Below are 25,543 nucleotides of genomic sequence, written 5' to 3'. Positions count from 1 at the left end.
GACGGTCGGGGTCCCAGGTCGGACCACCTCCTGACCGTGCCGTCTACCAGGCGGAACGGTTACCGATCGGTAGAGATGACGGATCTCCGAACGCGGTAGCACGATGGAGGCGGCGCGACACATCAGTTTCGACCGACAGTGAAGGAACAGCGTGGCTTCCGGATCCGATCGCAACCCGATCATCATTGGCGGCCTCCCGAGCCAGGTCCCGGACTTCGATCCCGAGGAGACCGCGGAGTGGCTGGAGTCGCTTGACGCTGCCATCGACGAGCGCGGGCGCGAGCGCGCCCGCTACCTGATGCTGCGGCTGATCGAGCGCGCCCGTGAGAAGCGTGTCGCCGTGCCCGAGATGCGCAGCACGGACTACGTGAACACCATCGCGACCAAGGACGAGCCGTTCTTCCCCGGCAACGAGGAGATCGAGCGCAAGATCCTGAACGCGACCCGCTGGAACGCGGCCGTCATGGTCTCCCGCGCGCAGCGGCCCGGCATCGGCGTCGGCGGCCACATCGCCACCTTCGCCTCCTCCGCGTCGCTCTACGACGTGGGCTTCAACTACTTCTTCCGCGGCAAGGACGCCGAGGGCGAGAGCGGCGACCAGATCTTCTTCCAGGGTCACGCCTCCCCGGGCATCTACGCCCGCGCGTTCCTCCTGGACCGACTCTCCGAGCAGCAGCTCGACGCGTTCCGCCAGGAGAAGTCGAAGGCTCCGTACGGCCTGTCCAGCTACCCGCACCCGCGGCTGATGCCGGACTTCTGGGAGTTCCCGACCGTCTCGATGGGCCTCGGCCCGCTCGGCGCGATCTACCAGGCCCGGATGAACCGGTACCTCGAGCACCGTGGCATCAAGGACACCTCCGACTCGCACGTGTACGCCTTCCTGGGCGACGGCGAGATGGACGAGCCCGAGTCGCTCGGCCAGCTCTCGCTGGCCGCCCGCGAGGGCCTGGACAACCTGACCTTCGTGGTCAACTGCAACCTGCAGCGCCTGGACGGCCCGGTCCGCGGCAACGGCAAGATCATCCAGGAGCTGGAGTCGCAGTTCCGCGGCGCCGGCTGGAACGTGATCAAGCTGGTCTGGGACCGCAGCTGGGACCCGCTGCTCGCGCAGGACCGCGACGGCGTCCTGGTGAACAAGCTGAACACCACGGTCGACGGCCAGTTCCAGACCTACGCCACCGAGACCGGCGCGTACATCCGCGAGCACTTCTTCGGCGGCGACCTGCGCCTGCGCGCGATGGTCGAGAACATGACCGACCACGAGATCCAGCACCTGGGCCGCGGCGGCCACGACCACCGCAAGGTCTACGCCGCGTTCAAGGCGGCCCGCGAGCACAAGGGCCAGCCGACGGTCATCCTCGCCCAGACGGTCAAGGGCTGGACCCTCGGCCCGAACTTCGAGGGCCGCAACGCGACCCACCAGATGAAGAAGCTGACGGTCGAGGACCTGAAGCGCTTCCGCGACCGGCTGCACCTGCCGATCACCGACAAGCAGCTGGACGAGGGCTACGCGCCCTACTACCACCCGGGTCGCAACTCGGAGGAGATCCAGTACATGCACGACCGCCGGCGCGAGCTCGGCGGCTACGTGCCGACCCGCAAGGTGCGTCCGCGCCCGCTCGCCCTGCCGGGCGACGACGCGTACAAGGCGGTCAAGAAGGGTTCCGGCAACCAGACCATCGCCACCACCATGGCGTTCGTCCGGCTGCTCAAGGACCTGATGCGCGACAAGGGCATCGGCAACCGCTTCGTGCCGATCGCCCCGGACGAGTACCGCACCTTCGGCATGGACTCGCTCTTCCCGTCCGCCAAGATCTACAACCCGCTCGGCCAGACCTACGAGTCGGTCGACCGCGAGCTGCTCCTGGCGTACAAGGAGTCGCCGACCGGCCAGATGCTGCACGACGGCATCTCCGAGGCGGGCTGCACCGCCTCGCTGATCGCCGCCGGCTCGTCCTACGCGACGCACGGCGAGCCGCTGATCCCGGTCTACGTCTTCTACTCGATGTTCGGGTTCCAGCGCACCGGCGACCAGTTCTGGCAGATGGCCGACCAGCTGGCCCGCGGCTTCGTGCTCGGCGCCACCGCCGGCCGCACCACGCTGACCGGTGAGGGCCTGCAGCACGCCGACGGCCACTCGCACCTGCTGGCCTCGACCAACCCGGCCGTCGTGTCCTACGACCCGGCGTACGGCTACGAGATCGCGCACATCGTCCAGGACGGTCTGCGCCGGATGTACGGCTCCTCCACCGCGCACCCGCACGGCGAGGACGTCTTCTACTACATCACCGTCTACAACGAGCCGATCAAGATGCCGGTCGAGCCCGAGAACGTGGACGTGGAGGGCATCCTCAAGGGCGTCTACAAGCTCCAGGACGGCGCCGCGGGCCAGATCCCGGCGCAGATCCTGGCGTCCGGCGTGGCGGTGCCGTGGGCGCTGGAGGCGCAGCGGATCCTCGCCGCGGAGTGGAACGTCAAGGCGGACGTCTGGTCGGCGACCTCCTGGAACGAGCTGCGCCGCGACGCGGTGGAGGCCGAGGAGTTCAACCTGCTGCACCCGGAGGAGCCGCAGCGCGTCCCGTACGTGACGCAGAAGCTCCAGGGCGCCGAGGGCCCGTTCGTCGCGGTGTCCGACTGGATGCGCGCGGTGCCGGACCAGATCTCGCGCTGGGTGCCGGGCCAGTACCAGTCGCTGGGTGCGGACGGCTTCGGCTTCGCCGACACCCGCGGTGCGGCCCGCCGGTTCTTCCACATCGACGCGCAGTCGGTCGTCCTGGGCGTGCTCACCGAGCTCGCCAAGCAGGGCAAGATCGACCGCTCGGCGCTGAAGGACGCGATCGACCGCTACCAGCTGCTCGACGTGGCCGCGGCCGACCCGGGCGCGGCGGGCGGCGACGCCTGAGCCGTCATGGGCTGAGCCCGAGGGCCGGACTCCCCGCGGGGAGTCCGGCCCTCGGGCTTTCGCGGCTACTTCACCGTGAAGGAGTTGAGCACGGTGGAGAACTGCTGCTGGGCGGTGGTCCAGTCCTGGTCGGGTGCGGACATGTAGACCGCGTACTCGGTGCCGTTGGCGGCGACGAAGGCCTGGTCGGCGGCGTGCCGGGGGCCGCGCTGGGGGTCGGTCCAGGTGAACTCCCACAGGGCGCCGTCGCGGCCCTGGTAGGTGTTGGCGGCCAGGGTGACCCGGTAGTAGTCCGGGTAGCCGCCGACGGTCTGCTCCAGCTGCAGGAAGTGCGCCTCGGAGGACTGCGCCGCCCCCGGGTTCACCCCGAAGCGCAGCAGGTGGACCCCGCCGTCCGGGGAGTAGTCGATCTGGCCGCTGGTCTCGGTGCGGGTCCAGCCCTGCGGAACGGCCACCCGGAAGCCGGCCGGGTCGTCCACCCACTGGTAGCCGGCCGGGGCGGCGGGCAGGGCCGGGGTGGCCGGCGCGGGGGTGTTGGTGACGGTGTGGGTCGCGGTGGCGGTGGCCGTCGCGGTGGCCGTCGCGGTCGCGGTCGCCGTGCTCGGCGTCGGGGTGGGGGTGGGGCTCGGGTAGGCGGGGGAGGTGCTCGGCGCGGTCGCCGCGGTCTGCCCGCCGCCGGAGGAGCCGCCGACCACCGCGAAGGTCACGCCGCCTGCCACCAGGACGGCGGCCACCGCACCGGCGATGATCAGCGTCCGGCGCCGGGAGGACCGCTCCGGCCCGGGCGGGCCACCGGACGGCTCCACCGTCGGCAGCGTGGGCGGGGTCGGCGGCCCTCCGGCCGGCGTCTGCGGCCCCGGGGCGGGCGTGGGCGGCCCGCCCACCGGGGTGGGCGGGACGGAGCCGAGCGCGACCGGTACGGGCGGCGGGGGCGGCACCGGGGGCGGCGGGCCGGGCGTCAGCGGGGCGGGCGGGGTGTGCGGCGGCGGGGCGGCCGGGAAGGGCGTCGGCGGCGTGGACCGGGTGGGCTCCCCCTCGCCGGGGCGGGCCACCTCCGTGGGCGGGTGCAGCACGGTCGGCGGGCGGGTCGCGCCGGTGGAGGCGGCGGCCACCTCGCGCAGCTCGCGCAGCGCCTGCTCCGCGTCCGGCCGCTCGGCCGGGTCCTTGCGCAGTAACGCCTCGATGACCGGGGTGAGCGCCCCGGCGTCGCGCGGCGGCGGCAGCGGGTCGGAGAGCACCGCCTGGAGGGTGGACATGGTGGTGGTGCGGTGGAACGGCGACTGGCCCTCCACGGCGGCGTACAGGGTCGCGCCGAGCGACCACAGGTCGGACTCGGGCCCGGGCCGGTGGCCGCTGACCCGCTCGGGCGCGACGTAGTCCGGTGAGCCGACGATGTCCCCGGTCCGGGTCAGGCCGGGCGAGCCGGCCATCATGGCGATGCCGAAGTCGGTCAGCACCACCCGTCCGCCGCGCTCCAGCAGGACGTTGGCGGGCTTGACGTCCCGGTGCAGCACGCCGTGCCGGTGGGCCTGGTCGAGGGCGGCCAGCACCTGCTCGCCGACCCGGGCGGCGTCCCGCGGGATCAGGGTGCCCTCGGTGGCGATCACCTCGGCGAGCGAGCGGCCGTCGATCAGCTCCATGACGATCCACGGCCGGCCGTCCTGCTCCAGCACGTCGTAGACGGTGATCACGCCGGGGTGCTTGATCTGGGCGGCGGCCCGGGCCTCCTGGAGCATCCGGGAGTGCAGGGTGGGCAGTTCGCTCTCCGGTACGCCGCTGGCGGTGAGTTCCTTGACCGCGACCCGGCGGTCCAGCTTGAGGTCCTCGGCGACCCAGACCGTGCCCATGCCGCCCCGGCCGAGCCGTTCGACCAGCCGGTAGCGTCCCGCGATCACGCGGTCCTCGTCGGACGATCCCATGGCGTTCCCGCATTCTGGTGACGTCCCCTGCTCCCAGTCTGACCCCGGGGCCCGGTCGGGCGCAGAATCAGGACATGCGCGAGGACATCATCGCCCGGGCCGGGTTCCTGCTCACCGAGCTGCACCTGGCACCGGACGCCGCCCAACTGCGGCTGAAGGACTACTTCCCGGATCTGGAACGGGAGGAGCGGATCCGCTTCGTCGAGGAGGCCAGGGACCTGGCTGCGGAGAGCCTGCGGCGGATCAACTGACCGGACAGCTCCGGTCGGCCCCGGCTCAGAGCAGGTCCTGCACCTGCCACAGCAGGGCGTCGAACTCGCCGCCGAGCGCGCTGTTCGGGCGGCCGGCGTTGCACACCGCGGCCCAGGCCCGGCCGTCGTCCGGGCGGACCAGGATCGCCTGACTGCCCGGCAGGGTGCCGTCGTGCCAGATCGTGCCGGCGCTGTTGACCGCCCAGCCGCGGGCGTAGCCGGGCGCGGTCGGGGTGACCGGGCGGACCGCGGAGGCGGTGGTCATGGCGGTGCGGGAGGCGGGCTGCAGGATGTCGGCGGGTGAGGGCAGGCCGTCCACCGCGAACAGGAAGCGCAGCAGGTCGACGGGGGTCGCCGCCCAGCCGCCGTGGGCGTCCATCCGGTCCACCCGGATCCCGTACGGCGCCGCCAGGTCGGTCCCGGTGTACATCGCCTCGCGCTCGTGGCGCTCCTCGGCGGTGGCACCGGCCAGTACCGCCTGGGAGGCGCCGACCGGGTCGAGCACGTGGCGGTGGACGAACTCCCCGTACGGCAGGCCGCCGGCCCGCTCCACGATCCGGCCGAGCAGGCAGTAGCCGAAGTTGGAGTAGCCGTAGGTGGTGCCGGGGTCTGCGTCCAGCGGACGGTTGTCCAGGGTCCAGGTGATCAGCGCCTCCCGGTCGAGGAAGAGCTGCTGGAACATCGGGTCCTCGCCGTCGTTGGTCCAGCCCCCGGCCGAGTGCTCCAGCAGGTGCTGCAACCGGACGGACTGCAGCCGGCCGCTGTACGGCCGGGTGCCGTAGCGGGTGCCGAGCAGCGCTCCGGGCCCGAACACCGGGTCGGTGAGGGCCAGCCGGCCCTGCTCGATCAGCAGGTGGACGGCGGTGGAGGTGATCGGCTTGGCGACGCTGGCGACCCGGAAGCGGTGGGCGGTGGTGGCGATCTCCCGGGTGATCCGGTTGGCGTAGCCGTACGCCCGGGTCGTCCGGATCGCGCCGCCGCGCGCGAGCGCGAAGGACAGGCCGGGCACGGCCCACTTCTGCAGGAAGGGCACCACCAGGGCGGCCGCCGGGTCGGCGGCGGTGTCGGTCTCGGGGGTGGCCTCCCAGACCGTGGTGTACGCCGCCGAGCCGCCCGCGCGGTAGCCGCTCAGCTCGACCAGTCGCAGGCCCTCGGCGGCCAGGGCGTCGAAGTGGGCCTGGTAGTCGGCGTGGGCGACGCCGTGCTCGGCCCGCCACGGGTGGCCGGCCGACTGCTCCCAGATCGCCGCGTACCGGACCTCATGGCCGACCGGGTGGCCGACCACCCGGACCGGCCGGTAGCCGTGCTCCTTCCAGCGGTCGAACTCGCGCTGGTACTCGGCGGCGGTCAGGCCGTGCCGGGCCTGCCAGGGCGGTCCGGCGTAGCGGTCCCAGACGCAGGCGAAGCGCTCGGTGCCGTCCTCGTCCTCGTACGGGGACAGGCAGCGCAGCCGGAAGCCGTCGGCCGACAGCTCGTCGAACAGGGTCTGGTACTGGGCGCCGGTCAGGCCGTGGCGGGCGATCCACTCCAGGCCCTCCTCCTGCTCCCAGACGGCGCTGAACAGTACCCGGCCGCCGGCCCGGCAGACCGAGAGGTCGACCGGCCGGTAGCCGTCCCGGGCCAGGGCGGTGACGGCGGCCTGGTAGTCGGCGGCCGGCAGGCCGTGCCGGGCCTGCCAGGCGTTGCCGCCCTGGACCGCCCAGATGCTCGCGTACCTGGCCTCGCCGGCGAGTTCGTAGCCGGTCAGGCGCAGCAGCCGGTAGCCGCGGCCGGTGAGCCGGTCGAAGGCGGCCTGATGGTCCGTCGCGTCCAGGCCGTGGCGGGCCTGCCAGTCGGTCACGATCACCCGTCCGAGGGTACGCACGACGGGCCCGCCGCTCCCGGAGGCGCGGCGGGCCCGTGGCGGATCCGACGGGGGATCAGATGTGTACGGCGGGTCCGGCGTCGTTGGCCCCGCGCTTGGTGAACAGGCCGAGGCCGGCGGCGGCGAGGGCGACCACGGCGGCGACCGTGAAGGCCAGCGACATGCCGCTGACGAACGAGGAGTGGATGGCGTTGGCCATCGCGTCCACGGCCGGCTGCGGGGTGCCCGGCGGCATCGGCGGGGCGATGCCCAGCTGGGCGGCCTGCTTGAGGCCCTCGCCCTGCGCCGGGTCGATCGGCAGCTGGGTCCTGGCGAGGTTGCCGGGCAGCACGTCGGCGACCTTGGAGGCCATCACCGCGCCGAGCACGGCGGTGCCCAGGCTGCCGCCGACCTGCATCGCGGCCTGCTGCAGGCCGCCGGCCACGCCGGACAGCTCCAGCGGCGCGTTGCCGACGATGACCTCGGTGGCGCCGACCATGACCGGGCTGAGGCCGAGGCCCATCAGCACGAACCAGAGCGACATCACGCCGGTGCCGGAGTCGGTCTCCAGGGTCGACATGCCGAGCATGGCGGCGGTGGTGAACAGCATGCCGGCCACGATCGGGATGCGCGGGCCGATCTTGCCGATCGCGGCGCCGGCGATCGGCGCGCCGACGATCATCATGGCGGTCATCGGCAGCAGGTGGACGCCGGCGTCGACCGGCGACATGCCGTGCACGTTCTGCAGGTAGAAGGTGACGAAGAAGACGCCGCCGAAGAAGGCGAAGGCCATCAGCACCATCAGCAGGGTGCCGGCGGACAGCGGCACCGAGCGGAACAGACTGAGCGGGATCAGCGGCTCCTTGGCCCTGGTCTGCCAGAAGGCGAAGACCACCATGGCGAGCACGGCGCCGCCGAGGAAGACCAGGGTGGCCGGGTCGCCCCAGCCCCAGGTCGGGGCCTTGATGATGCCCCAGACCAGCATGAACATCGCGCCGGAGAGCAGCACGATGCCGGGGATGTCGAAGGACTTGGCGGCGTTCTCGGCGCGTACGTCCTTGAGGATCCACAGGCCGAGCGCGACGGCGATCAGGCCGACCGGGACGTTGATGAAGAACACCGACTCCCAGCTGACGTGCTCGACCAGCAGGCCGCCGACGATCGGGCCGGCCGCGGTGGACGCGCCGATGACGCCGCCCCAGATGCCGATCGCCATGTTGAGCTTCTCGGCCGGGAAGGCGCCGCGCAGCAGGCCGAGCGCGGCCGGCTGGAGCAGCGCGCCGAACAGGCCCTGCAGCACGCGGAAGAGGATCACCTGCTGGATCGAGCCGGCGAAGCCGATCGCGGCGGAGGTGGCGGCGAAGCCGGCCGCGCCGACCAGGAAGGTGCTCTTGTGGCCGAACCGGTCGCCGATCTTGCCGGCGGTGATCAGGAAGACCGCGAGCGCCAGCAGGTAGCCGCTGGTGACCCACTGGATGTCGGCCGGGGAGGCGCCGAGGTCGGTCTGGATGACCGGGTTGGCGATGGCGACGACGGTGCCGTCGAGGGCCACCATCATCACGCCGACGGCCACCGTGAGCAGCGTCAGCCACGGGTGTCCCCGCAGGCTGCGCCGGTCGCCCGGTCGGGCCTCCTGCGCGGTGTCGAGTACGGACTGGCTCATGGCTCGGCCTTCCCTGCGGAGACAAGCGGAGATGTCGGGGGTGGCGCCCCGGCCCACCCGTCCCCACGAGTTGTCCGGCCGGACGGGCGCCACCCTTCGGGAAGATTATGTCAGCCACTGACATTCGGCAAACAGTGACGTATGTCGCAGGATGCCATTTGGCAGAGCGCTATCGTGGTGCCATGGCCACGCCGCTCTCCGCCTCAGCCCCCGCCGACTGCCGCGTGCTCGGGCTTCGCGAGCGCAAGAAGCAGCGGACCAGGGACGCCCTGGTGGACGCGGCGCACAGCCTCTTCCTCAGCCAGGGCTACGGCCGCACCACGGTGGACGAGATCGCCGCCTCCGTGGACGTCTCCCAGCGGACCTTCTTCCGGTACTTCGCCAACAAGGAGGAGGTCGCCCTCGCCGTCATGGCCGACGCCGAGGAGTTCTTCATCGACTGCCTGCGCGCCCGCCCCGCCGAGGAGAACCCGCTCCAGGCGATGCGCGCCGCCATCACCGAGGCCTGGCGCACCCTCGGCACCGCCCGGCACACCGGCCCCGGCAGCGTCACCGCCGCGCTGGAGCTGTTCGAGCTGATCGAGAACACCCCCACCCTGCTCGCCGCCCACCTGCGGCACACCACCCTGCAGGAGGCCGAGGTGGCCCGGGTGCTCGCCGAACGCGAGGGCCTGGACCCGGAGGTGGACCTGCGCCCGCGGCTGCTGGCCGCGGTCTTCGGCGCGGTGGTCCGGATCTCCCACCTGTCCTGGAGCGGCGACCCGAAGGCCCACCAGGCCGGCCCGGACGGCATGATCGCCCTGATCGAGCGTCACTTCGACCAGCTCGGCCCCGCCCTGGCCGGCTCCTGGCGCTGACCCGGCGCAGCCCGGTGTCATACCCGGGTACGACATCGGGAACAGCCCGCCGGTACGACGACAGCCGCACCTCCGGTGGCTATCCTCGGGTCGGGTGAACGCCTGGACCACCCTGGCCCGCGCCCTCGCGGAGCCCTCCCCCGACCACCGCGCCCCGCTCGCCCGCTCCCCCCGCGCCTGGGTGCGCGCCGTGCCGTACGTCGTCGCCCTCGCCATGGTCGCGACCCTGCTGCCCACCGGCATCGTGACGCTCCTCCAGCAGTACCGGCTGAGCGGCTGGCTGGCCGCCGGGCTGGCCATCGCCCAGGCGCTGCCGCTGTTCGCCGCGGTCACCCGGCCGCTGCACGCCTGGTGGATCACCGCCCCCGCGGTGGCGCTCGGCGCGGTGTTCACCCACGGCAGCCCCGCCGCGGCCGGCCCCTGGCCGTGGCCGGTGACCACCTTGCTGTCGTACGTGTTCCTGGCCGGCTGGCTCAGCCTGCGCGAACGCGGCCGGACCCTGCTGGCGGTCTGGCTGGTCACCGCGCTCGGCACCGCCCTCAGCGGGATCGTCTTCCCGCAGCGCTTCGACCCGGCCTCGATCTCCGCGGTGGCGATCACCGGCGCCGTCCTGCTGCTCGGCTGGGCCGTCCGCGGCCGCGGCGAGGCGCAGCGCCTCCTCGCCGAGCAGGAGCGGATCAGCGAGGCCGAACGCGCCCACCGCACCCTGCTGGAGGAGCGCACCCGGATCGCCCGCGAGCTGCACGACGTGGTCGCCCACCACATGTCGGTGATCACCGTGCAGGCCGACAGCGCCCCCTACCGGATCACCGACCTGCCCGAGGAGGCGGTCGGGGAGTTCGGCCAGATCGCCGCCGCGGCCCGCAGCTCGCTGGCCGAGATGCGCCGGCTGCTCGGCGTGCTGCGCAGCGAGGAGAGCGCCGCCGACAAGGCCCCGCAGCCGGGCATCGGCGACCTGGCCCGGCTGGTGGAGTCGGTCCGCCGGGCCGGGGTGCGGGCCGAACTGGACCTCGGCGCGGAGGTGGCCGCGCTCGACCCGCTGCCGGAGGCGGTCGGCCTGTCCGCGTACCGGATCGTCCAGGAGGCGCTGGCCAACGTGGTCCGGCACGCCCCCGGCGCCCGGGCCGAGGTCCGACTCACCTGCGCGGACGGCGAGTTGCTGGTGTCGGTGGCGAACTCCCGGCCGCCGGGCGAGGGTCCGGCGGTGGAGCCCGGCACGGCCGGCGGCCACGGACTGGTCGGAATGCGCGAGCGGGTCCGGCTGCTGGCTGGCACGCTGGACACCGGCCCGACGCCGGACGGCGGCTTCCGGGTCGCCGCCGCACTGCCGGTCGACCATCGGCCGAACCACCAGGGGGAGAGCTCCGCATGACCATCCGGGTACTCGTCGTCGACGACCAGGCCATGGTCCGGGCCGGCTTCGCCGCCCTGCTCGGCGCCCAGCCGGACATCGACGTGGTCGGGGACGCCGCCGACGGGAGGCAGGCGCTGGAGGTCAGCGGGCGGACCCACCCCGACGTGGTGCTGATGGACGTCCGGATGCCCGAGATGGACGGCCTGGAGGCCGCCCGCCGACTGCTCGACCCCCCGCCCGGCGTGGTGCACCGCCCCAAGGTGCTGATGCTCACCACCTTCGACGTGGACGACTACGTGTACGAGGCGCTGCGCGCCGGGGCCAGCGGCTTCCTGCTCAAGGACGCCCCGCCGGCCGACCTGATCGCCGCCGTCCGGGTGGTGGCGGCCGGCGACGCGCTGCTCGCCCCCTCGGTGACCCGGCGGCTGATCGCCGACTTCGCCCGCACCCGGCCGGCGCCCCGGCGCGACCCGCGGCTGCGGCTCAACGGGCTGACGCCGCGCGAGACCGAGGTGCTGGAGCTGATCGCCCGGGGCCTGTCCAACCAGGAGATCGCCGGCCGGCTGGTGGTCGCCGAACAGACCGTCAAGACCCACATCGGCCGCATCCTGGCCAAGCTCGACCTGCGCGACCGCGCCCAGGCGGTGGTACTGGCCTACGAGTCCGGCCTGGTCCAGCCCGGCGCGCAGTAGCCCCCGTGGCTCCCCGGGGTGACGGCGTGCCACTCCGGTACGACGCCCAGGTTGGCGCCGCGGGGTGACGCCCGCGGCGGCGTTCGCTTCCTACCTTCCCTCCCGTCAACGGGACCAGAGGAAGGATCAGGATGCTGCCGCATCTCAGGCGCACTCTCGCCGCGACCGCACTGACGCTCACCGCCGTACTGGGCGTGGGCTCGTGGGCCGCCGCCGACAGCCAGACCGCCGTCACCGGCCTACCGCCGGGCAGCGCCGCGTGGGTGGCCGACACCGCCCTGGGCGTCCGGCTGCCCGACCCGGCGAGCGCCGCGCCCGCCGAGGTCGCGGCGTTCTTCGCCGCCCTGCCGCCCGCTCAGCGCCGGGCGCTGGCGGTGCGCCACCCGCAGGTGGTCGGCAACCTCGACGGCGCCCCCGTGGAGCTGCGCTACCTGGCCAACGGCCTGGCCCTCGCGGAGTCCCGCGCCGACCAGGAGCGCCGCGCCGCCGACCCGGCCCTCCCCGAGCAGGACCGCGCCGCCGCCCGCGCGCTGGCCGCCCGGTACGCATCGCTGACGGGCCGGCAGATCCTGCTCTTCGACCCGCGCGGCCGCGGCCAGGTCGCCGAGGTGTACGGCGACCTGGCGACCGCCCGCCGCACCGCGGTGATCGTGCCCGGCTCCGACATCGACCTGCACAGCTTCGACCGGGCCACCGACCCGTACGGCACCCCCGCCGGGATGGCCCGCTCGCTGCGGGAGGCGACCGGCGGGCAGGTCGCGGTGGTCGCCTGGGCCGGGTACACCACCCCGGTCGGCCTCGGCCTGGACGCCGCCACCGCCGACCTGGCGCGGGCCGGCGCCGTCCGGCTGGAGCGGCTGCTCGCCGGGCTGGCGCCGGTCACCGGACCGGTCACCGTGTTCTGCCACAGCTACGGCTCGGTGGTCTGCGGCCACGCCGACCTGCGGCCCGAGCAGGTCGCGGACGCCGTGGTGCTGGCCTCCCCCGGGACCGGCCTGGCCCGGGCCGGGCAGCTGCGGGTGCCGCTGTGGGCGGTGCGGCGCAACGCCGAGGACTGGATCGGCGAGGTGCCGCACGTCTCGGTGCTCGGCCTCGGCCACGGCGCCGACCCGACCGACCCAGGCTTCGGCGCCCGCCCGATCCCCTCCACCGGCTCGCACGGCCACGGCGGCTACTTCGCCCCCGGCACCGCCTCGCTGGCCGCCTTCGCCGAGCTCGCCGGCCGGGAGGTGTCCCGTGGCGCGTGACCTCCTGCTCCGCACCGCCGCCCGGATCGACGCGCGGACCCCCGCCACCCGGGACCGCGCGCTGGACGGCCTGCGGGCGATCGCCCTGCTCGCCGTCCCGGTCGGCCACTGGATGCTCGGCGGTTTCACCCTCTCCCCGGGCGACGGCGTGCTGCACAACGCCAGCCCGCTCGCCTCGCTCGGCTTCTTCGCCCCGCTCAGCTGGGGGCTGCAGCTGCTCGGCGTGTTCTTCCTGGTCGGCGGCCACTCCTCGGCGCACTCGCTGGAGCGGGCCCGGGCGCGCGGCGCCGCCACCACCGACTGGCTGCGCGGACGGATCCTGCGGCTGGTCCGCCCGGTGCTCGGGGTGGCGGCGGTGTGGGCGCTGCTGATCCCGCTGCTGCGCGCCGCCGGGGTGCCCGAGGGCACGGTGCGCACCGGCGCCGTCCTGGTGGTGCAGCCGCTCTGGTACATCGGCGTCTACCTGGTGCTGACCGCGCTCACCCCGCTCTGCCGGACGCTCGCCGACCGGCTCGGCGGCTGGGCGGCGGCGCCGCTGCTCGGCGCGGTCGCCGTCGTGGACCTGCTGCGCTACGGGCCGTGGGCGGCGGCGATGCCGTCCTGGCTGGCGCTGCTCAACCTGCTGCCGGGCTGGCTGTTCGGCTACCAGCTGGGCGTCTGCTGGGCCCGCGGCCGGCTCCCCCGCTCCGGCGCCCGGCTGCTGCTGCTCGGCGGGGCCGCCCTGTTCGCCGTGCTGCTGCTGGTCTTCCACTACCCGGCCAGCATGGTCGGGGTGCCCGGGGCGGCGCGCACCAACTCCCATCCGCCGTCCCTGCTGGTGCTGGCGCTCGCCTCGGTGCAGTGCGGCGCGGCGATCCTGCTGCGCGAGCGGCTGGGGCGGCTGCTGCGCCGGCCGCTGCTGTGGCTGCCGGTGGTGGTGGTCAACCTCGGGGCGATGACGGTGTTCTGCTGGCATCAGACGGCGATGTTCGCGGTGGCGCTGCCCGGTTCGCTGCTGGGCGCCGTCCCCGGGCTGACCACGGCGCCGGACTCGCTCGGCTGGGTGCTCGCCCGGCTCGCCTGGCTGCCGGTGTTCGCCCTGGTGCTGGCCGGGCTCGGCCGGTACGCGCGGCGATTCGACGCCCCCTGGCCGTCGCGCGCCTGGCGGACCGTCACCGCCGCGGGGGCGGCGCTGTTCGCGGTGTACGCGCTGGGCGTGGTGTGACCGGCGGGTGGCTGTCGGAGCGGGACCCTAGGCTGGCGGCATGGTGACGTTCGACCGGTTCAAGGCAATGGCGCTGGCCCTCCCGCAGACGCACGAGGAGATCACCTGGGACGAGGTGACGCTCCGGCTCGGCAAGAAGATCTTCGCCATGGGCAACCCCGGCGCGCCCGCCGTCTGCGTCAAGGCCTCCCGGGAGGAGCAGGCCGAGCTGCTGGCCACCGCGCCGGATGTCTACTCCGTCGCCCCGTACGTGGGCCGGCACGGCTGGGTGCTGGTCGACCTCGCCGGGGTGGACGAGCGGGAGCTGCACGACCTGGTCACCGACGCCTGGCGCTCGGTCGCCCCGAAACGCCTGCTCAGGGAGGTCGACACCGACTGATCGTGCACCGTCCACAGGGATGAATGTGACGCGGAACACGGTTTGTGACCTGCCTCCGACCGGGAGGGCCCTCTACGCTGGCCTGACTAGTAGTTGGCAGTAGTTGGCAGTCGTAACACCGGGGCCCGGCCCGCTGTCCGGTGACCGGCCCCGAGGAGATGACGCCGTGCAGCCCAGGCGTGTGAAGCGGATCCTGATAGGCGCTTTCGCAGGCTGCGCCGTCCTCGCCGACGCCGGGGCCGCCGCCGCCCAGGCGGCCGCCTCCAACGAGCAGGTCGCCATCTCCACCCCGCCCGCCGGGGCCACCGCCTGGGTCGCCGACCACTCCTTCGGGGCCGCGCTGCCCGACCCGGCCACCGCCGGCGCCGGCGCCGTCGCCGCCTTCTTCGCCTCGCTCGACCACTCCAGGACCGAACGGCTGCTCGCCGACTACCCGCTGGTGGTCGGCAACCTCGACGGCGCCCCGCTCGCCCTGCGCTACCGCGCCAACCGGATCGCCATCACCGCCGAACGCGACCGGGCCCGCGCCCGCGCCGCCGACCGCACCCTCGACGCGACCACCCGCGCCGTCGCCACCGCCCGCGCCAACGACACCGACCACCTGCTGGCCGACGGCCGGCAGATCCTCGCCTTCGACCCGCGCGGCCGCGGCCTGGTCAGCGAGGTGTTCGGCGACCTGGCCACCGCCCAGCGGGTGGCCGTCCTGGTCCCCGGCTCGGACGCCGACCTCGGCCACTTCGACCAGGCCGCCGACCCGCTGCGCTCCCCCGCCGGGATGGCCCGCGCCCTGCTCGCCGAGGAGCACGCCCAGGCTCCCGGCACCAGGACCGCCGTGATCGCCTGGACCGGCTACGTCACCCCGTCCGGCCTCGGCCCCGACGCCGTCACCTCCCGGCTCGCCGCGATCGCCGCCCCCCGGCTGCAGCGCCTGCTCGCCGGGCTGAGCGCCACCACCCACCCGGACGCGCCGCCCACGCTGCTCTGCCACTCCTACGGCTCGGTGGTCTGCGGCACCGCCGCCCCCGCCCTCAAGGGCGGGCCGACCACCGACCTGGTGGTCTTCGGCAGCCCCGGCATGGGCGTCGACACCGCCGCCGAGCTGGGCAGCGGAGTCCAGGTCTGGGCCAGCCGCAACCCCACCGACTGGATCGGCAACGTCCCCTACCTGGAGGTCGGCGGCCTCGGCCACGGCTCCGACCCCACCGCCCCCGGGTTCGGCGCGATGGACGTCTCCTCCGCCGGCGCCAACGGCCACACCGGCTACCTCGCCGACGGCACCGCCAGCCGCCACAACTTCGCCGCCATCGCCCTCGGCCACTACGGCGACGTCACCCACCCGACGCCCGAGCGGTAGCCGCCGTTCCGCTCCCTGCGCGCAGCGCGAACACGCGGGCGCGGCCGGCCCCGGCGGGACATGCTGGGTACCGGCAGACCCCGTGGAGGAGCGATGACCGAGCAGTCCCTGTACCAGGCGATCGGCGGCATGGACGCGCTGGACCGCCTGACCGAGACCTTCTACCGGGCGGTGCTGGCCGACGAGCTGCTCGCACCCGTCTTCAAGGACTTCACCCCCACCCACACCCGGCATGTCGCCGTCTGGCTCGCCGAGATCTTCGGCGGCCCCGACCGGTTCACCGGCGAGCTCGGCGGCCACCAGCGCCTGCTGCGCAGCCACCTCGGCCTGGCCATCACCGAGGAGCAGCGGGTGCGGTGGATGGAGCTGATGGGCGACGCCGTGGCGAAGGAGCTGCCCGCCGACGAGCGGCTGCGCACCCGCGTGATCGAGTACTTCGACTGGGGCACCCGGATCGCCCGCGACGTCTCCGCCGACCCGGTCGGCACCGACCTCGGCGATCCCGGGCCGACCCCGCGCTGGAGCTGGGACGGGCTGGTCCGACCCTAGGGTCCGTAGCACCTAGCGTCCGTAGCACCTAGCGTCCGTAGCGCCGGAGGACCTCGGCGGCCACCTCGGCCAGGATCGCCCTGGCCTCCGGCGGGTCGAGCACCTCGACCTCGCCGCCGAACGCCAGCAGCGCCCGCGCCGCCCGCACGTCGGCGAACCCGAACTCCACGCCGACCCACGGGCCGCCCTCGTCGACCGGCGGTCCCAGCAGTGACGCGCCGTGGATCCGCAGCAGCCGCGCCAGCTGTTCCCGGCGTACCCGTGCGGTGACCCGGACGTCGTCGCGCACCCGCTCCACCTGGGCGCGCAGGACGCCCCACGCCTCGGCCAGCCCCACCCCGTCGCGGCGGCGCACCTCCTCCTCGGCCGTCTCGGCGCCCGCCACCCGGTCGGCCCGGAACAGCCGCGGCTCGCCGTCCAGGTCCGCCACCAGGTACCAAACCCCCGCCTTGTTGACCAGGCCGTACGGGTCGACGGTGTACGCGCTCGGCGCGCTGTCGCCGCTGTGCCGGTAGACCAGCCGCAGCCGCCGGTCGGCGAAGACCGCCCGCTGCAGCTCGCCGAGGTCGGCCGGTCCGGCGACCGGGCCCTTGGTCCAGCGGGCCGGGTCGACCAGGATCCGTTCGCTGGTGCGCTCGGCCGCCGGCCGGTGCGGGGCGGGCAGCGCCGCCATCACCTTGCGCAGCGCCGAGCCGATCGCCCCGCCCAGGCCGAGCGCGTCGTGCGTCCCGGCGGACGCCAGCACGAACAGGGCGCGCGCCTCGTCGGCGGTGAGTCCGGTGACGTCGGTGCGGTAGCCGGGCAGCAGGGCGATCCCGCCGTGGCGGCCGCGCTCGGCGAAGACCGGCACGCCTGCGGCCGACAGCGCCTCCACGTCCCGGTAGACGGTGCGCACCGAGACCTCCAGGCGCTCGGCGAGCTCCCCGGCGGGCACCCGGCCCCGGGTCTGGAGCAGCAGCAGGATCGACAGCAGGCGGTCGGCTCTCACCGGATCAGCGTAAATCCTGACAGTTGATGTCAGGTATCCCCGGCAGAGTGCTCCTCGTCAGCCAGCGAGCCCCCTGAGAAGGAGCCCACCGTGAACGCCGCCGCCGTCGACCCCCGCCCGCACTACCTGCGCGCCCTCGACCAGCTGGAGAAGATCGTCTCCCAGGTCACCCCGGACCGCCTCGACCTCCCCACCCCGTGCAGCGAGTTCGACCTGCGGGCCCTGCTCAGCCACACGGTGGGCGGCGTGCACCGGATCGCGTACGTCGGCGAGGGCGGCCTCGCCCTGGACGTGCCGGCCGCCGCCGGGGAGATCGAGGACCACGCGTGGGCGGCCGCGCTCGGCCGGGCCCGCGACCGGGCGGCCGCCGCCTGGGCCGACGACGCCACCCTCGACCGGCTCGCCCACGTGCCGTGGGGCGTCATGCCGGGCCGGTTCGCGCTCGGCGGCTATGTGATGGAGGCCGTCACCCACACCTGGGACATCGCCCGGGTGGTCGACCCGGGCGCCGCACTGGACGACGAGCTGGCGCTCACCGCCCTGGCGATCGCCGAGCAGGTGCTGCCCGCCGACGAGCGCGGCGGCGACGTCCCGTTCGGCAGGGTCCAGCCCGCCCCGGCCGGCGCCGACCCGACCACCCGCCTCGCCGCCTGGCTCGGTCGGACAGTCTGACCACCCCGTCCACCGGGGCGGGGCCGAACGGGCGAATCGCCGCCCGCATCCCCGCCCCGGATGTCCTTTCTGCGGAGAATGCCCCGTGTCGGCCCGACCCCTCGGGCCCCACGGAGCAGGAGCGCACCATGGACACCACCACCGACCCCCGGGCGCAGTACCTCCGGGCCCTCGACCAGCTGGAGAAGCTCGTCGCGCGGATCACCCCGGAGATGCTGGAGCGGCCGACCCCCTGTCCCGCGTACGACCTGCGGGCCCTGCTCGGCCACACCGTGGGCGGCGTCCACCAGCTCGCCTACCTCGGCGAGGGCGGACGGTGGGTGGACGTCGCCGGCGCGACCGGTCCGATCGCGGACGGCGACTGGGCCGACGCGCTGGTACGGGCCCGCGAGCGAATGGTCCGGGCCTGGGCCGACGACGCGCTGCTGGCCGCGCCGGTGCACGGGCCCGGCGCCGTCATGCCCGGCCGGGACGCGCTCGACGCCTGGGTGATGGAGACCGTCACCCACACCTGGGACCTCACCCGGGCGGTCGACCCGACCGGCGTCCTCGACGAGGAGCTGGGCCGGGCCGCCCTCGCCACCGCCCACCGGGTGATGCCGGACGCCCCGCGCGGCGGCCCGGTCCCGTTCGGTCCGGTCCGGCCCGCACCGGCGGACGCCGACCCGACCACCGAGCTGGCGACCTGGCTCGGCCGGAAGGCCTGACCCGTCAGGGGCTCGGGCCTCGCAGAGCCCCGAGCCCCTTCCGGCCTACTCCCGGCCCGCCGAGGTGAACGCCATGTCCGCGTAGCGCGTCCCCGTCACCCGTCCGGCGATCGGCTCCAGCTCGGCGAGCTCCGCCGCCGTCAGGGTCAGGGTCGCCGCCGCGACGTTCTCCGCGAGGCGCGACCGCTTGCGGGTGCCCGGGATCGGCACCACGGTCAGCCCGTGCACCTCGGCCCGCTGGTGCACCCAGGCGAGCGCCACCTGAGCCGCCGTCACCCCGCGGTCGGCGGCGATCTTCTGGACGGGGGCGATCAGCGCCGCGTTCCCGGCCGCGTTCGCGCCGGAGAACTGCGGGTGCGAGCGCCGGTAGTCGTCCGCGGAGAGCTGCTCGGCGGCGGTGAACGAACCGGTCAGGAAGCCCCGGCCGAGCGGCGAGTACGGCACGAACGCGACCCCGAGCTCGGCGGCGGCCGGCACCGCCGTCCGCTCCACGTCCCGGGAGAAGAGCGACCACTCGGACTGCAGGGCGGCGATCGGGTGCACCGCGTACGCCTCGCGCAGCTCGTCCCCGGTCACCTCGGAGAGGCCCAGGTGCCGCACCTTGCCGGCCTGCACCAGCTCGGCCATCGCGCCGACCGATTCGGCCAGCGGCACGGCCGGGTCGCGCCGGTGCATGTAGTAGAGGTCGATGACGTCCACGCCGAGCCGGCGCAGCGAGGCGTCCACGGCGGAGCGGATGTACGCCGGGTCGTTGCGCACCGCTCGGTACGCCGGGTCGTCGGCCTTGCGCTCGATGGCGAACTTGGTGGCGAGGACCACCCGGTCGCGGTTGGCGCGGACGAACGGGCCGATCAGCTCCTCGTTGTGGCCGGAGCCGTAGATGTCGGCGGTGTCGAACAGGGTGACGCCCGCCGCCAGGGCGGCGTCCAGGGTGGCGAGCGCCTCGTCGGTGTCGGTCGGGCCGTAGAACTCGCTCATGCCCATGCAGCCGAGGCCCTGGATGCCGACGAGCGGGCCGTCGGTGCCGAGGGCGGAGGTGGGGAGGATGCTCATGCGCTCTTCCTGTCGGTCGTTTCGTGGGATCCGCCGTACGGGGCGCCGTGATCGGCGCGCTCGGCGTGATCGGTGCGATCGGCTTGATCGGCGTTCTCGGCCTGATCGGCGCGATCGGTGTAGATGTCGATCTTGTAGTCGAGGACGGCGAGGGTCGCGTGGAGATCGGCGAGCCGCTCCCGGACCTCCTCGCGGTGGGCGACGAGGATGTCGCGCCGGGCCGCCCTGGTCCCGTCACCGGCCCGGGCCAGCTCCACGTAGCGGAGCATGTCCGCCACCGGCATGCCGGTCAGCCGCAGCCGGCCGAGGAACGCCAGCCGGGTCAGGTCGGCGTCGCTGTAGCGGCGCTGCCCCGCGTGCGAGCGGTCGATCGGGTCGAGCAGACCGATCCGCTCGTACCAGCGCAACGTGTGCGGGGTCAGCCCGCTGGCGGCGGAGACCTCGCTGATGGTGTGCCGCGCGGTGCGGTCCGCGTCGCCGGCGGCCGTGTTGTACGCCTCCGCGCAACTGCGCAGGTCGGTCTGGATGGTTGCGAGCGATGCCACGGTTCTGACCCCCGGTCTCGGCGACGACTACGACGCTACTGAGTTAGAGCGCACTCAAAGCAAGAGTGGCACGCGGGCCCCGGCGCCAGGTCGTCTAGAGTTCGGCCCATGCAGAGCTTGAGCATGATCGAGGACTGGCCGGTGCCGAACGCGGCGGCGGCCGTGGTGCGCGCGGACGGCGCGGTGCTGGGCGAGCACGGACCGCAGCAGCACCTGTTCCCGCTGGCGTCGGTGACCAAGCTGCTCACCGCATACGCCACCCTGGTCGCGGTCGAGGAGGGCGTCTTCGACCTGGACGACCCGGCCGGCCCGGAGGGCTCCACCGTCCGGCACCTGCTGGCGCACACCTCGGGCCTCGCCTTCGACGAGCACAAGGTGATGGCCGCCCCCGGCAACCGGCGGCTCTACTCCAACGCCGGCTTCGACGTGCTCGCCGCCGCTCTCGCCGAGGCGTCCGGCATCGAGTTCGGCCGGTACGCGGCGGAGGCGGTGTTCGAGCCGCTCGGCATGCGGTCCACCCTGATCAACACCGCGCACCGCTCCCCCGCCGGTGCGGGCGGCCTCTCCACCGTGGCCGACCTGGCCCTGTTCGCCGCCGAGCTGCAGGCGCCCAAGCTGCTCGACCCGTCCACCGTGGCCGCCGCCACCCGCGAGGTCGCCTTCCCCGGGACCAGCGGCGTCCTGCCCGGCTTCGGCCACCGCCGGCCCAACGACTGGGGGCTCGGCTTCGAGATCCGCGGCGAGAAGGCCCCGCACTGGACCGGCACCGCCAACTCCCCTGCCACGTTCGGCCACTTCGGGCAGTCCGGCACCTTCCTGTGGGTCGACCCGGTGGCCGGCATCGCCTGCATCGCCCTCACCGACCGCGACTTCGGTCCGTGGGCGGCGGAGGTGTGGCCGCAGCTCAGCGACGCAATTCTCTCCGAGACCCGTTAGGGGCTCGTGTCTTCAGGGGCTCGGGGAACTGCGAGGCCCGCCCCGGGGTCGGCGATACCAGCAAAGTGCGCCAACCGCGGGGTCGGCCTCGCCCCGCGGCGGAGCCGCTCATCAGCAGAGCCCCGAGCCCCTGGCTAGTGAGCGGAGTGCAGCTCCCAGATGAGCAGTTCCGCCCCCGACTCCCCCGCCACCGGGTCCGCGAAGGCGTCCCCCGTGATGCGGATGCTGTCGCCGGGGTCCATCGAGCGTCCGCCGCCCTGCGGGCCGGGGACGGTGCGGTAGCCGACGGAACCGGTCGTCAGGTGGGCGTAGCGGTAGGGGGCGGCGGGGAGTTCGGGCAGCGGCTGCCACGCGCCGGCCCGCACCAGCCACAACGCGGCGTCACCGCGCCGCAGCCGCAGCGCGTCCGTCCCCTCGTCCCGTGCCATCCCGGAGGCGAGCAGGGTCAGCCCGCCGGCGCCGGGTTCGATCCGGCGCAGCCCGTACACCGGCTCGGCGTCGAACTCGTCCGGCCGCAGCCACATCTGGACGAACCGCACCGGGCCGTCGGCCCCGCCGACGTTGCGTTCGGTGTGGGTGACGCCGGAGCCGGCCGACAGGTGCTGCACCATGCCGGGGCGGACGACGCCGGCGTGGCCGCGGCTGTCGCGGTGGGCGAGGGCGCCCTCCACCACCCAGGTGAGGATCTCGGTGTCGCGGTGCTTGTGCTCCTCGAACCCGGCGCCGGTGGCGAGCGTCTCCTCGTTGCAGGCGAGCAGCGGGCCGAAGTGGATGTTCTTCGGGTCGTAGTGCCCGGAGAACGAGAAGGCGTGCCGGGTCTCGATCCCCTCGGCGGGCCGGGAGAGGTACCGCTCGGCTGCCCGCCGCAGATCGGCGCGGCCTCGTTCACGCTGTTCGGTCACGGGTGACACCGTAGCCGGTGTGACCGGAGCCACCGGGTGCATCGGGCGGGGTGTGCACGAGCACTGCTCCGCGTGAGGCAGGCTAGTGCTGTGCCAGCCCCTTCAGCGAAACCCGACAAAGCCGGTACCGACCGGAAGCCCGTCCCCAGGAAGGCAGCTCCGGTGAAGGCGACCGCCGCGAAGGCCGCTCCGCCCAAGGCGCCGACCCGGGCGTCGGCGTCGGCCAGCCCCGGGCGCGGTCGGATGACCGCGGAGGAGCGCCGGCTCGCCGCCGAGCGGGCCGAGCTGCGTGCCGCCACCCTCAAGCGCCTGGAGAAGTCCTCGGGCAAGCTGGCGACCGCCGCCATCGCCCGGATGGACGACCAGCTGGCGTGGTACCGACGGATGCCGCCGGAGCACCGCTCCTGGATCGGCCTGGTCGCCCAGGCGGGTATCGCGGCGTTCACCGAGTGGTACCGCCACCCGGAGGCCCCGCAGGCGATCTCCACCGACGTGTTCGGTACGGCGCCGCGCGAGCTGACCCGGGCCATCACGCTGCGCCAGACGGTGGAGCTGATCCGCACCACCATCGAGGTGATGGAGGAGGCCATCGAGGAGGTGGCCGCCCCCGGCGACGAGGCGGGGATGCGCGAGTCGGTGCTGGTGTACGCGCGGGAGATCGCGTTCGCCACCGCGCAGGTGTACGCGCAGGCGGCGGAGGCGCGCGGCGCGTGGGACGCCCGGCTGGAGGCGCTGGTCGTCAACTCGCTGCTGTCGGGTGACGCGGACGAGGGAGTGCTCTCCCGGGCGGCCGCGCTCGGCTGGGGCCAGCCGGCCCAGGTGCGGGTGGTGATGGGCAGCGCGCCGGACGGCGACAGCGAGCTGGTGGTGGAGGCGATCCGCCGGGCGGCGCGGTACGCCAAGCTGCACGTGCTGACCGGGGTGCTGGGCCGGCGCCTGGTGGTGGTGGTCGGCGGCGACAAGGAGCCGGTGCCCGCCGCGCGGGCGCTGATCGGCCAGTTCGCGCCGGGTCCGGTGGTGGTCGGCCCTGCGGTGGGCGACCTGCTGTCGGCGACGCGCTCGGCGCACGCGGCGGCGCAGGGTCTGAAGGCGTGCTCCGCGTGGCCGGACGCGCCGCGGCCGGTACTGGCGGACGATCTGCTGCCCGAACGGGCGCTGGCCGGGGACGAGGTGGCCCGGCGCCAGCTGGTGGAGGAGATCTACACACCACTGGAGGAGGCCGGCTCGGCACTCCTGGAGACGCTGAGTGTCTATCTGGAACAGGCGTCCTCGCTCGAGGGCGCCGCCCGGATGCTCTTCGTTCACCCGAACACCGTGCGCTACCGGCTGCGTCGTGTGACTGACGTCACCGGTTATGCTCCGTCCGACGTACGTTCGGCATTCACCCTGCGCATCGCCCTTGCCCTGGGCCGACTCGGTGCGGGCACCGAACCGGCCTGAGGCCACTGTAGGGAACCCACAAGCCGACGTGCTTTTCTTCGTCATCGTCGCCTACCCGCCCCCGGGCGTCCGGCGAGAGAGGGTTGAACCGTGCTCGTAATCGTCGCCCCTGGACAGGGTGCTCAGACCCCCGGCTTCCTCAACCCCTGGCTCGAGCTGGACGGCGTCGCCGACCGGCTGCGGCAGTGGTCGGCCGTGGCCGGCCTCGACCTGGTCCACGCCGGCACCGAGGCGTCCGAGGAGGAGATCAAGGACACCGCCGTCGCCCAGCCGCTGCTGGTCGCCGCGGGCCTGGTCACCGCCGGTGCGCTGTTCGCGGACGGCACCCTGCCGCAGCTCGTCGGCGCGGTCGCCGGCCACAGCGTCGGCGAGATCACCGCCGCCGCGCTGGCCGGTGTGCTGAGCACCGACGACGCGCTGACCTTCGTGCGCGAGCGGAGCCTCGGCATGGCCGAGGCCGCCGCCGCCACCGCGACCGGGATGACCGCCCTGCTCGGCGGCGACCCGGAGGAGGTGGCCGCCAAGCTGGCGGAGCACGGCGTGACCGCGGCCAACAACAACGGCGGCGGCCAGCTGGTCGCCGCCGGCACGCTGGAGCAGCTGGCGGCGCTCAAGGCGGACCCGCCGGCCGGTGCCCGGCTGATCCCGCTGAAGGTGGCCGGCGCCTTCCACACCGCGCACATGGCCCCGGGCCAGGAGCGGCTGGAGAAGCTGGCGCCGACCCTGACCGCGGCCGACCCGCTGGTCGCGTACGTCTCCAACAAGGACGGCGAGGCGGTCGGCAACGGCGCCGAGGTGCTCGCCCGCCTGGTCTCCCAGGTGTCCAACCCGGTCCGCTGGGACCTGTGCATGGAGACGCTGCAGCAGCTGGGCGCGACGGCCGTGATCGAGCTGTCCCCCGCCGGTACCCTCACCAACCTGGTCAAGCGCAACGTCAAGGGTGTCGCGACGCTTGCCCTCAAGACTCCCGCCGATCTCGACAAGGCCCGCGAGCTGGTGGCCGAGCACGGCGGTCAGGAGACCGACGCATGAGCACGCCTCAGATCAAGCCGGCGACCGGCGCCCAGTACTCGCGCATCCACGGTGTCGGCGGCTACCGCCCGACCCGGGTCATCCCCAACGCCGAGGTGCTGACCTGGATCGACTCCTCCGACGAGTGGATCCGCACCCGCTCCGGCATCGCCGAGCGCCGCTGGGCCGGCCCGGAGGAGAGCGTCGCCGAGATGTCGGTGCAGGCCGCCGGCAAGGCCATCGCGATGGCCGGCATCGCCCCCGAGCAGATCGGCGGCGTCATCGTGGCGACCGTCTCGCACCTCAAGCAGACCCCGGCGATCGCCACCGAGATCGCACAGCGGCTCGGCTGCGGCACCGCCCCGGCCTTCGACATCTCCGCCGCCTGCGCCGGCTTCGGCTACGGCCTGGGCCTGGCCGACGGCATGGTGCGCGGCGGCAGCGCCGAGTACGTGCTGGTGATCGGCGTGGAGCGGCTCAGCGACCTGACCGACACCACCGACCGGTCGACCGCCTTCATCTTCGGCGACGGCGCCGGCGCCGCGATCGTCGGCCCGTCCGACACCCCCGGCATCGGCAAGGTGATCTGGGGCGCGGACGGCTCGCAGGCGGACGTCATCTCGCAGACCGAGGCCTGGGACACCGCCTTCGCCAAGGAGGGCGCGGTCAACGGCCAGGGCGAGGAGGTCAAGTGGCCCGCGCTGCGGATGGAGGGTCAGACCGTCTTCCGCTGGGCCGTGTGGGACATGGCCAAGGTCGCCCAGCAGGCGCTGGACGCCGCCGGAATCAGCGCCGACCAGCTCGGCGCGTTCATCCCGCACCAGGCCAACATGCGCATCACCGACGCCATGATCAAGGCACTCAAGCTTCCCGCGTCGGTGCCCGTCGCCCGCGACATCGCCGAGACCGGCAACACCTCCGCCGCCTCCATCCCGCTCGCCATGGAGCGCATGCTGGAGCGCGGTGAGGCGAAGAGCGGCGACCTGGCACTGATCATCGGGTTCGGGGCGGGTCTGGTCTACGCGGCCGCAGTCGTTACTCTCCCCTAGGCATCAAAGCCCCACCTGGAAAACCT

General features: G+C 74.0%; 23 protein-coding genes. 16 read left to right on the top strand and 7 right to left on the bottom strand.

From position 1 onward, the window contains the following. Positions 1-151 precede the first annotated feature (151 nt). Positions 152-2,902, top strand: coding sequence for a pyruvate dehydrogenase (acetyl-transferring), homodimeric type (gene aceE / locus FHR36_RS18460; protein ID WP_253798577.1), 2,751 nt, complete (start codon positions 152-154; stop codon positions 2,900-2,902). Positions 2,903-2,967: 65 nt separating this feature from the next. Here the strand turns inward: aceE and FHR36_RS18455 are convergent, their stop codons facing one another. Continuing rightward, positions 2,968-4,821: a serine/threonine-protein kinase gene (locus FHR36_RS18455; protein WP_253798574.1), complete on the bottom strand. Its 1,854-nt coding sequence runs from the start codon at positions 4,819-4,821 to the stop codon at positions 2,968-2,970. Between the two features lie 74 nt (positions 4,822-4,895). Here FHR36_RS18455 and FHR36_RS18450 point away from each other — a divergent pair, with 74 nt between their 5' ends. Beyond that, positions 4,896-5,072, top strand: coding sequence for a hypothetical protein (locus tag FHR36_RS18450; RefSeq protein WP_253798571.1), 177 nt, complete (start codon positions 4,896-4,898; stop codon positions 5,070-5,072). A gap of 25 nt (positions 5,073-5,097) precedes the next feature. Here FHR36_RS18450 and FHR36_RS39945 read toward each other — a convergent pair whose 3' ends face one another. Further along, entirely contained in the window at positions 5,098-6,918 is a 1,821-nt protein-coding gene (locus FHR36_RS39945) for a serine hydrolase (RefSeq protein ID WP_253798569.1), read from the bottom strand. Between the two features lie 73 nt (positions 6,919-6,991). Further along, positions 6,992-8,578, bottom strand: coding sequence for an MFS transporter (locus tag FHR36_RS18440; protein ID WP_253798566.1), 1,587 nt, complete (start codon positions 8,576-8,578; stop codon positions 6,992-6,994). A 182-nt stretch (positions 8,579-8,760) separates the two neighbouring features. Here FHR36_RS18440 and FHR36_RS18435 point away from each other — a divergent pair, with 182 nt between their 5' ends. The 8 genes from FHR36_RS18435 (at position 8,761) to FHR36_RS18400 (ending at position 16,214) form a co-directional block, all read left to right on the top strand. Further along, positions 8,761-9,435 (top strand): TetR/AcrR family transcriptional regulator, encoded by a 675-nt coding sequence (locus tag FHR36_RS18435; protein ID WP_253798564.1) that lies wholly within the window; start codon positions 8,761-8,763, stop codon positions 9,433-9,435. Between the two features lie 94 nt (positions 9,436-9,529). After that, positions 9,530-10,807, top strand: coding sequence for a histidine kinase (locus tag FHR36_RS18430; RefSeq protein WP_253798562.1), 1,278 nt, complete (start codon positions 9,530-9,532; stop codon positions 10,805-10,807). Further along, positions 10,804-11,481: a response regulator gene (locus FHR36_RS18425; RefSeq protein ID WP_253798560.1), complete on the top strand. Its 678-nt coding sequence runs from the start codon at positions 10,804-10,806 to the stop codon at positions 11,479-11,481. Before FHR36_RS18430 ends, FHR36_RS18425 begins: the two co-directional genes overlap by 4 nt. Before the next feature lie 131 nt (positions 11,482-11,612). Next, the gene (locus FHR36_RS18420) at positions 11,613-12,728 is read left to right on the top strand and encodes an alpha/beta hydrolase (protein WP_253798559.1); all 1,116 of its coding nucleotides are present in this window, start codon (positions 11,613-11,615) and stop codon (positions 12,726-12,728) included. After that, entirely contained in the window at positions 12,718-13,932 is a 1,215-nt protein-coding gene (locus FHR36_RS18415) for an acyltransferase family protein (RefSeq protein ID WP_253798557.1), read from the top strand. The genes FHR36_RS18420 and FHR36_RS18415 overlap by 11 nt, the downstream gene beginning before the upstream one ends. 40 nt (positions 13,933-13,972) lie before the next feature. After that, a complete protein-coding gene (locus tag FHR36_RS18410; protein ID WP_253798555.1) occupies positions 13,973-14,311 on the top strand; it encodes an MmcQ/YjbR family DNA-binding protein in 339 nt (112 codons plus the stop codon). 166 nt (positions 14,312-14,477) lie between these two features. Next, positions 14,478-15,665: an alpha/beta hydrolase gene (locus FHR36_RS39380; protein ID WP_308199477.1), complete on the top strand. Its 1,188-nt coding sequence runs from the start codon at positions 14,478-14,480 to the stop codon at positions 15,663-15,665. A 93-nt stretch (positions 15,666-15,758) separates the two neighbouring features. Next, positions 15,759-16,214, top strand: coding sequence for a group II truncated hemoglobin (locus FHR36_RS18400; RefSeq protein WP_253798552.1), 456 nt, complete (start codon positions 15,759-15,761; stop codon positions 16,212-16,214). 28 nt (positions 16,215-16,242) lie between these two features. Here FHR36_RS18400 and FHR36_RS18395 read toward each other — a convergent pair whose 3' ends face one another. Continuing rightward, positions 16,243-17,202, bottom strand: coding sequence for a helix-turn-helix transcriptional regulator (locus FHR36_RS18395; RefSeq protein WP_253798549.1), 960 nt, complete (start codon positions 17,200-17,202; stop codon positions 16,243-16,245). Between the two features lie 90 nt (positions 17,203-17,292). On the opposite strand from FHR36_RS18395, the gene FHR36_RS18390 reads away from it, so the two are divergent. Then, the gene (locus FHR36_RS18390; RefSeq protein WP_253798546.1) at positions 17,293-17,874 is read left to right on the top strand and encodes a TIGR03086 family metal-binding protein; all 582 of its coding nucleotides are present in this window, start codon (positions 17,293-17,295) and stop codon (positions 17,872-17,874) included. A 128-nt stretch (positions 17,875-18,002) separates the two neighbouring features. After that, the gene (locus tag FHR36_RS18385; protein WP_253798543.1) at positions 18,003-18,581 is read left to right on the top strand and encodes a TIGR03086 family metal-binding protein; all 579 of its coding nucleotides are present in this window, start codon (positions 18,003-18,005) and stop codon (positions 18,579-18,581) included. 45 nt (positions 18,582-18,626) lie between these two features. Here FHR36_RS18385 and FHR36_RS18380 read toward each other — a convergent pair whose 3' ends face one another. Both FHR36_RS18380 and FHR36_RS18375 read right to left on the bottom strand, forming a co-directional pair. Continuing rightward, entirely contained in the window at positions 18,627-19,634 is a 1,008-nt protein-coding gene (locus tag FHR36_RS18380) for an aldo/keto reductase (RefSeq protein ID WP_253798541.1), read from the bottom strand. Continuing rightward, positions 19,631-20,149: a MerR family transcriptional regulator gene (locus FHR36_RS18375; protein WP_253799414.1), complete on the bottom strand. Its 519-nt coding sequence runs from the start codon at positions 20,147-20,149 to the stop codon at positions 19,631-19,633. The genes FHR36_RS18380 and FHR36_RS18375 overlap by 4 nt, the downstream gene beginning before the upstream one ends. 138 nt (positions 20,150-20,287) lie before the next feature. On the opposite strand from FHR36_RS18375, the gene FHR36_RS18370 reads away from it, so the two are divergent. After that, positions 20,288-21,115 (top strand): serine hydrolase domain-containing protein, encoded by an 828-nt coding sequence (locus tag FHR36_RS18370; protein ID WP_253798537.1) that lies wholly within the window; start codon positions 20,288-20,290, stop codon positions 21,113-21,115. Between the two features lie 134 nt (positions 21,116-21,249). On the opposite strand, the gene FHR36_RS18365 is transcribed toward FHR36_RS18370, so the two are convergent. Next, entirely contained in the window at positions 21,250-22,017 is a 768-nt protein-coding gene (locus FHR36_RS18365) for a pirin family protein (protein ID WP_253798534.1), read from the bottom strand. 243 nt (positions 22,018-22,260) lie between these two features. Here FHR36_RS18365 and FHR36_RS18360 point away from each other — a divergent pair, with 243 nt between their 5' ends. The 3 genes from FHR36_RS18360 to FHR36_RS18350 all read left to right on the top strand — a co-directional run bounded on the left by FHR36_RS18360 (position 22,261) and on the right by FHR36_RS18350 (position 25,517). Beyond that, positions 22,261-23,457 carry a PucR family transcriptional regulator gene (locus FHR36_RS18360; RefSeq protein ID WP_253799412.1) on the top strand — a complete coding sequence of 399 codons (1,197 nt, stop codon included), beginning with the start codon at positions 22,261-22,263 and terminating at the stop codon, positions 23,455-23,457. Between the two features lie 90 nt (positions 23,458-23,547). After that, complete coding sequence (locus FHR36_RS18355) at positions 23,548-24,489, top strand: ACP S-malonyltransferase (protein WP_253798531.1); 942 nt, start codon at positions 23,548-23,550, stop codon at positions 24,487-24,489. Next, positions 24,486-25,517 (top strand): beta-ketoacyl-ACP synthase III, encoded by a 1,032-nt coding sequence (locus FHR36_RS18350; RefSeq protein ID WP_253798529.1) that lies wholly within the window; start codon positions 24,486-24,488, stop codon positions 25,515-25,517. Before FHR36_RS18355 ends, FHR36_RS18350 begins: the two co-directional genes overlap by 4 nt. Positions 25,518-25,543 lie beyond the last annotated feature (26 nt).

Source organism: Kitasatospora cinereorecta (assembly GCF_024172095.1).
Classification (GTDB): Bacteria; Actinomycetota; Actinomycetes; order Streptomycetales; family Streptomycetaceae; genus Kitasatospora; species Kitasatospora cinereorecta.
Note: the sequence above shows the minus strand (reverse complement) of the source record. Positions and strands in the feature narration are given on the sequence as shown.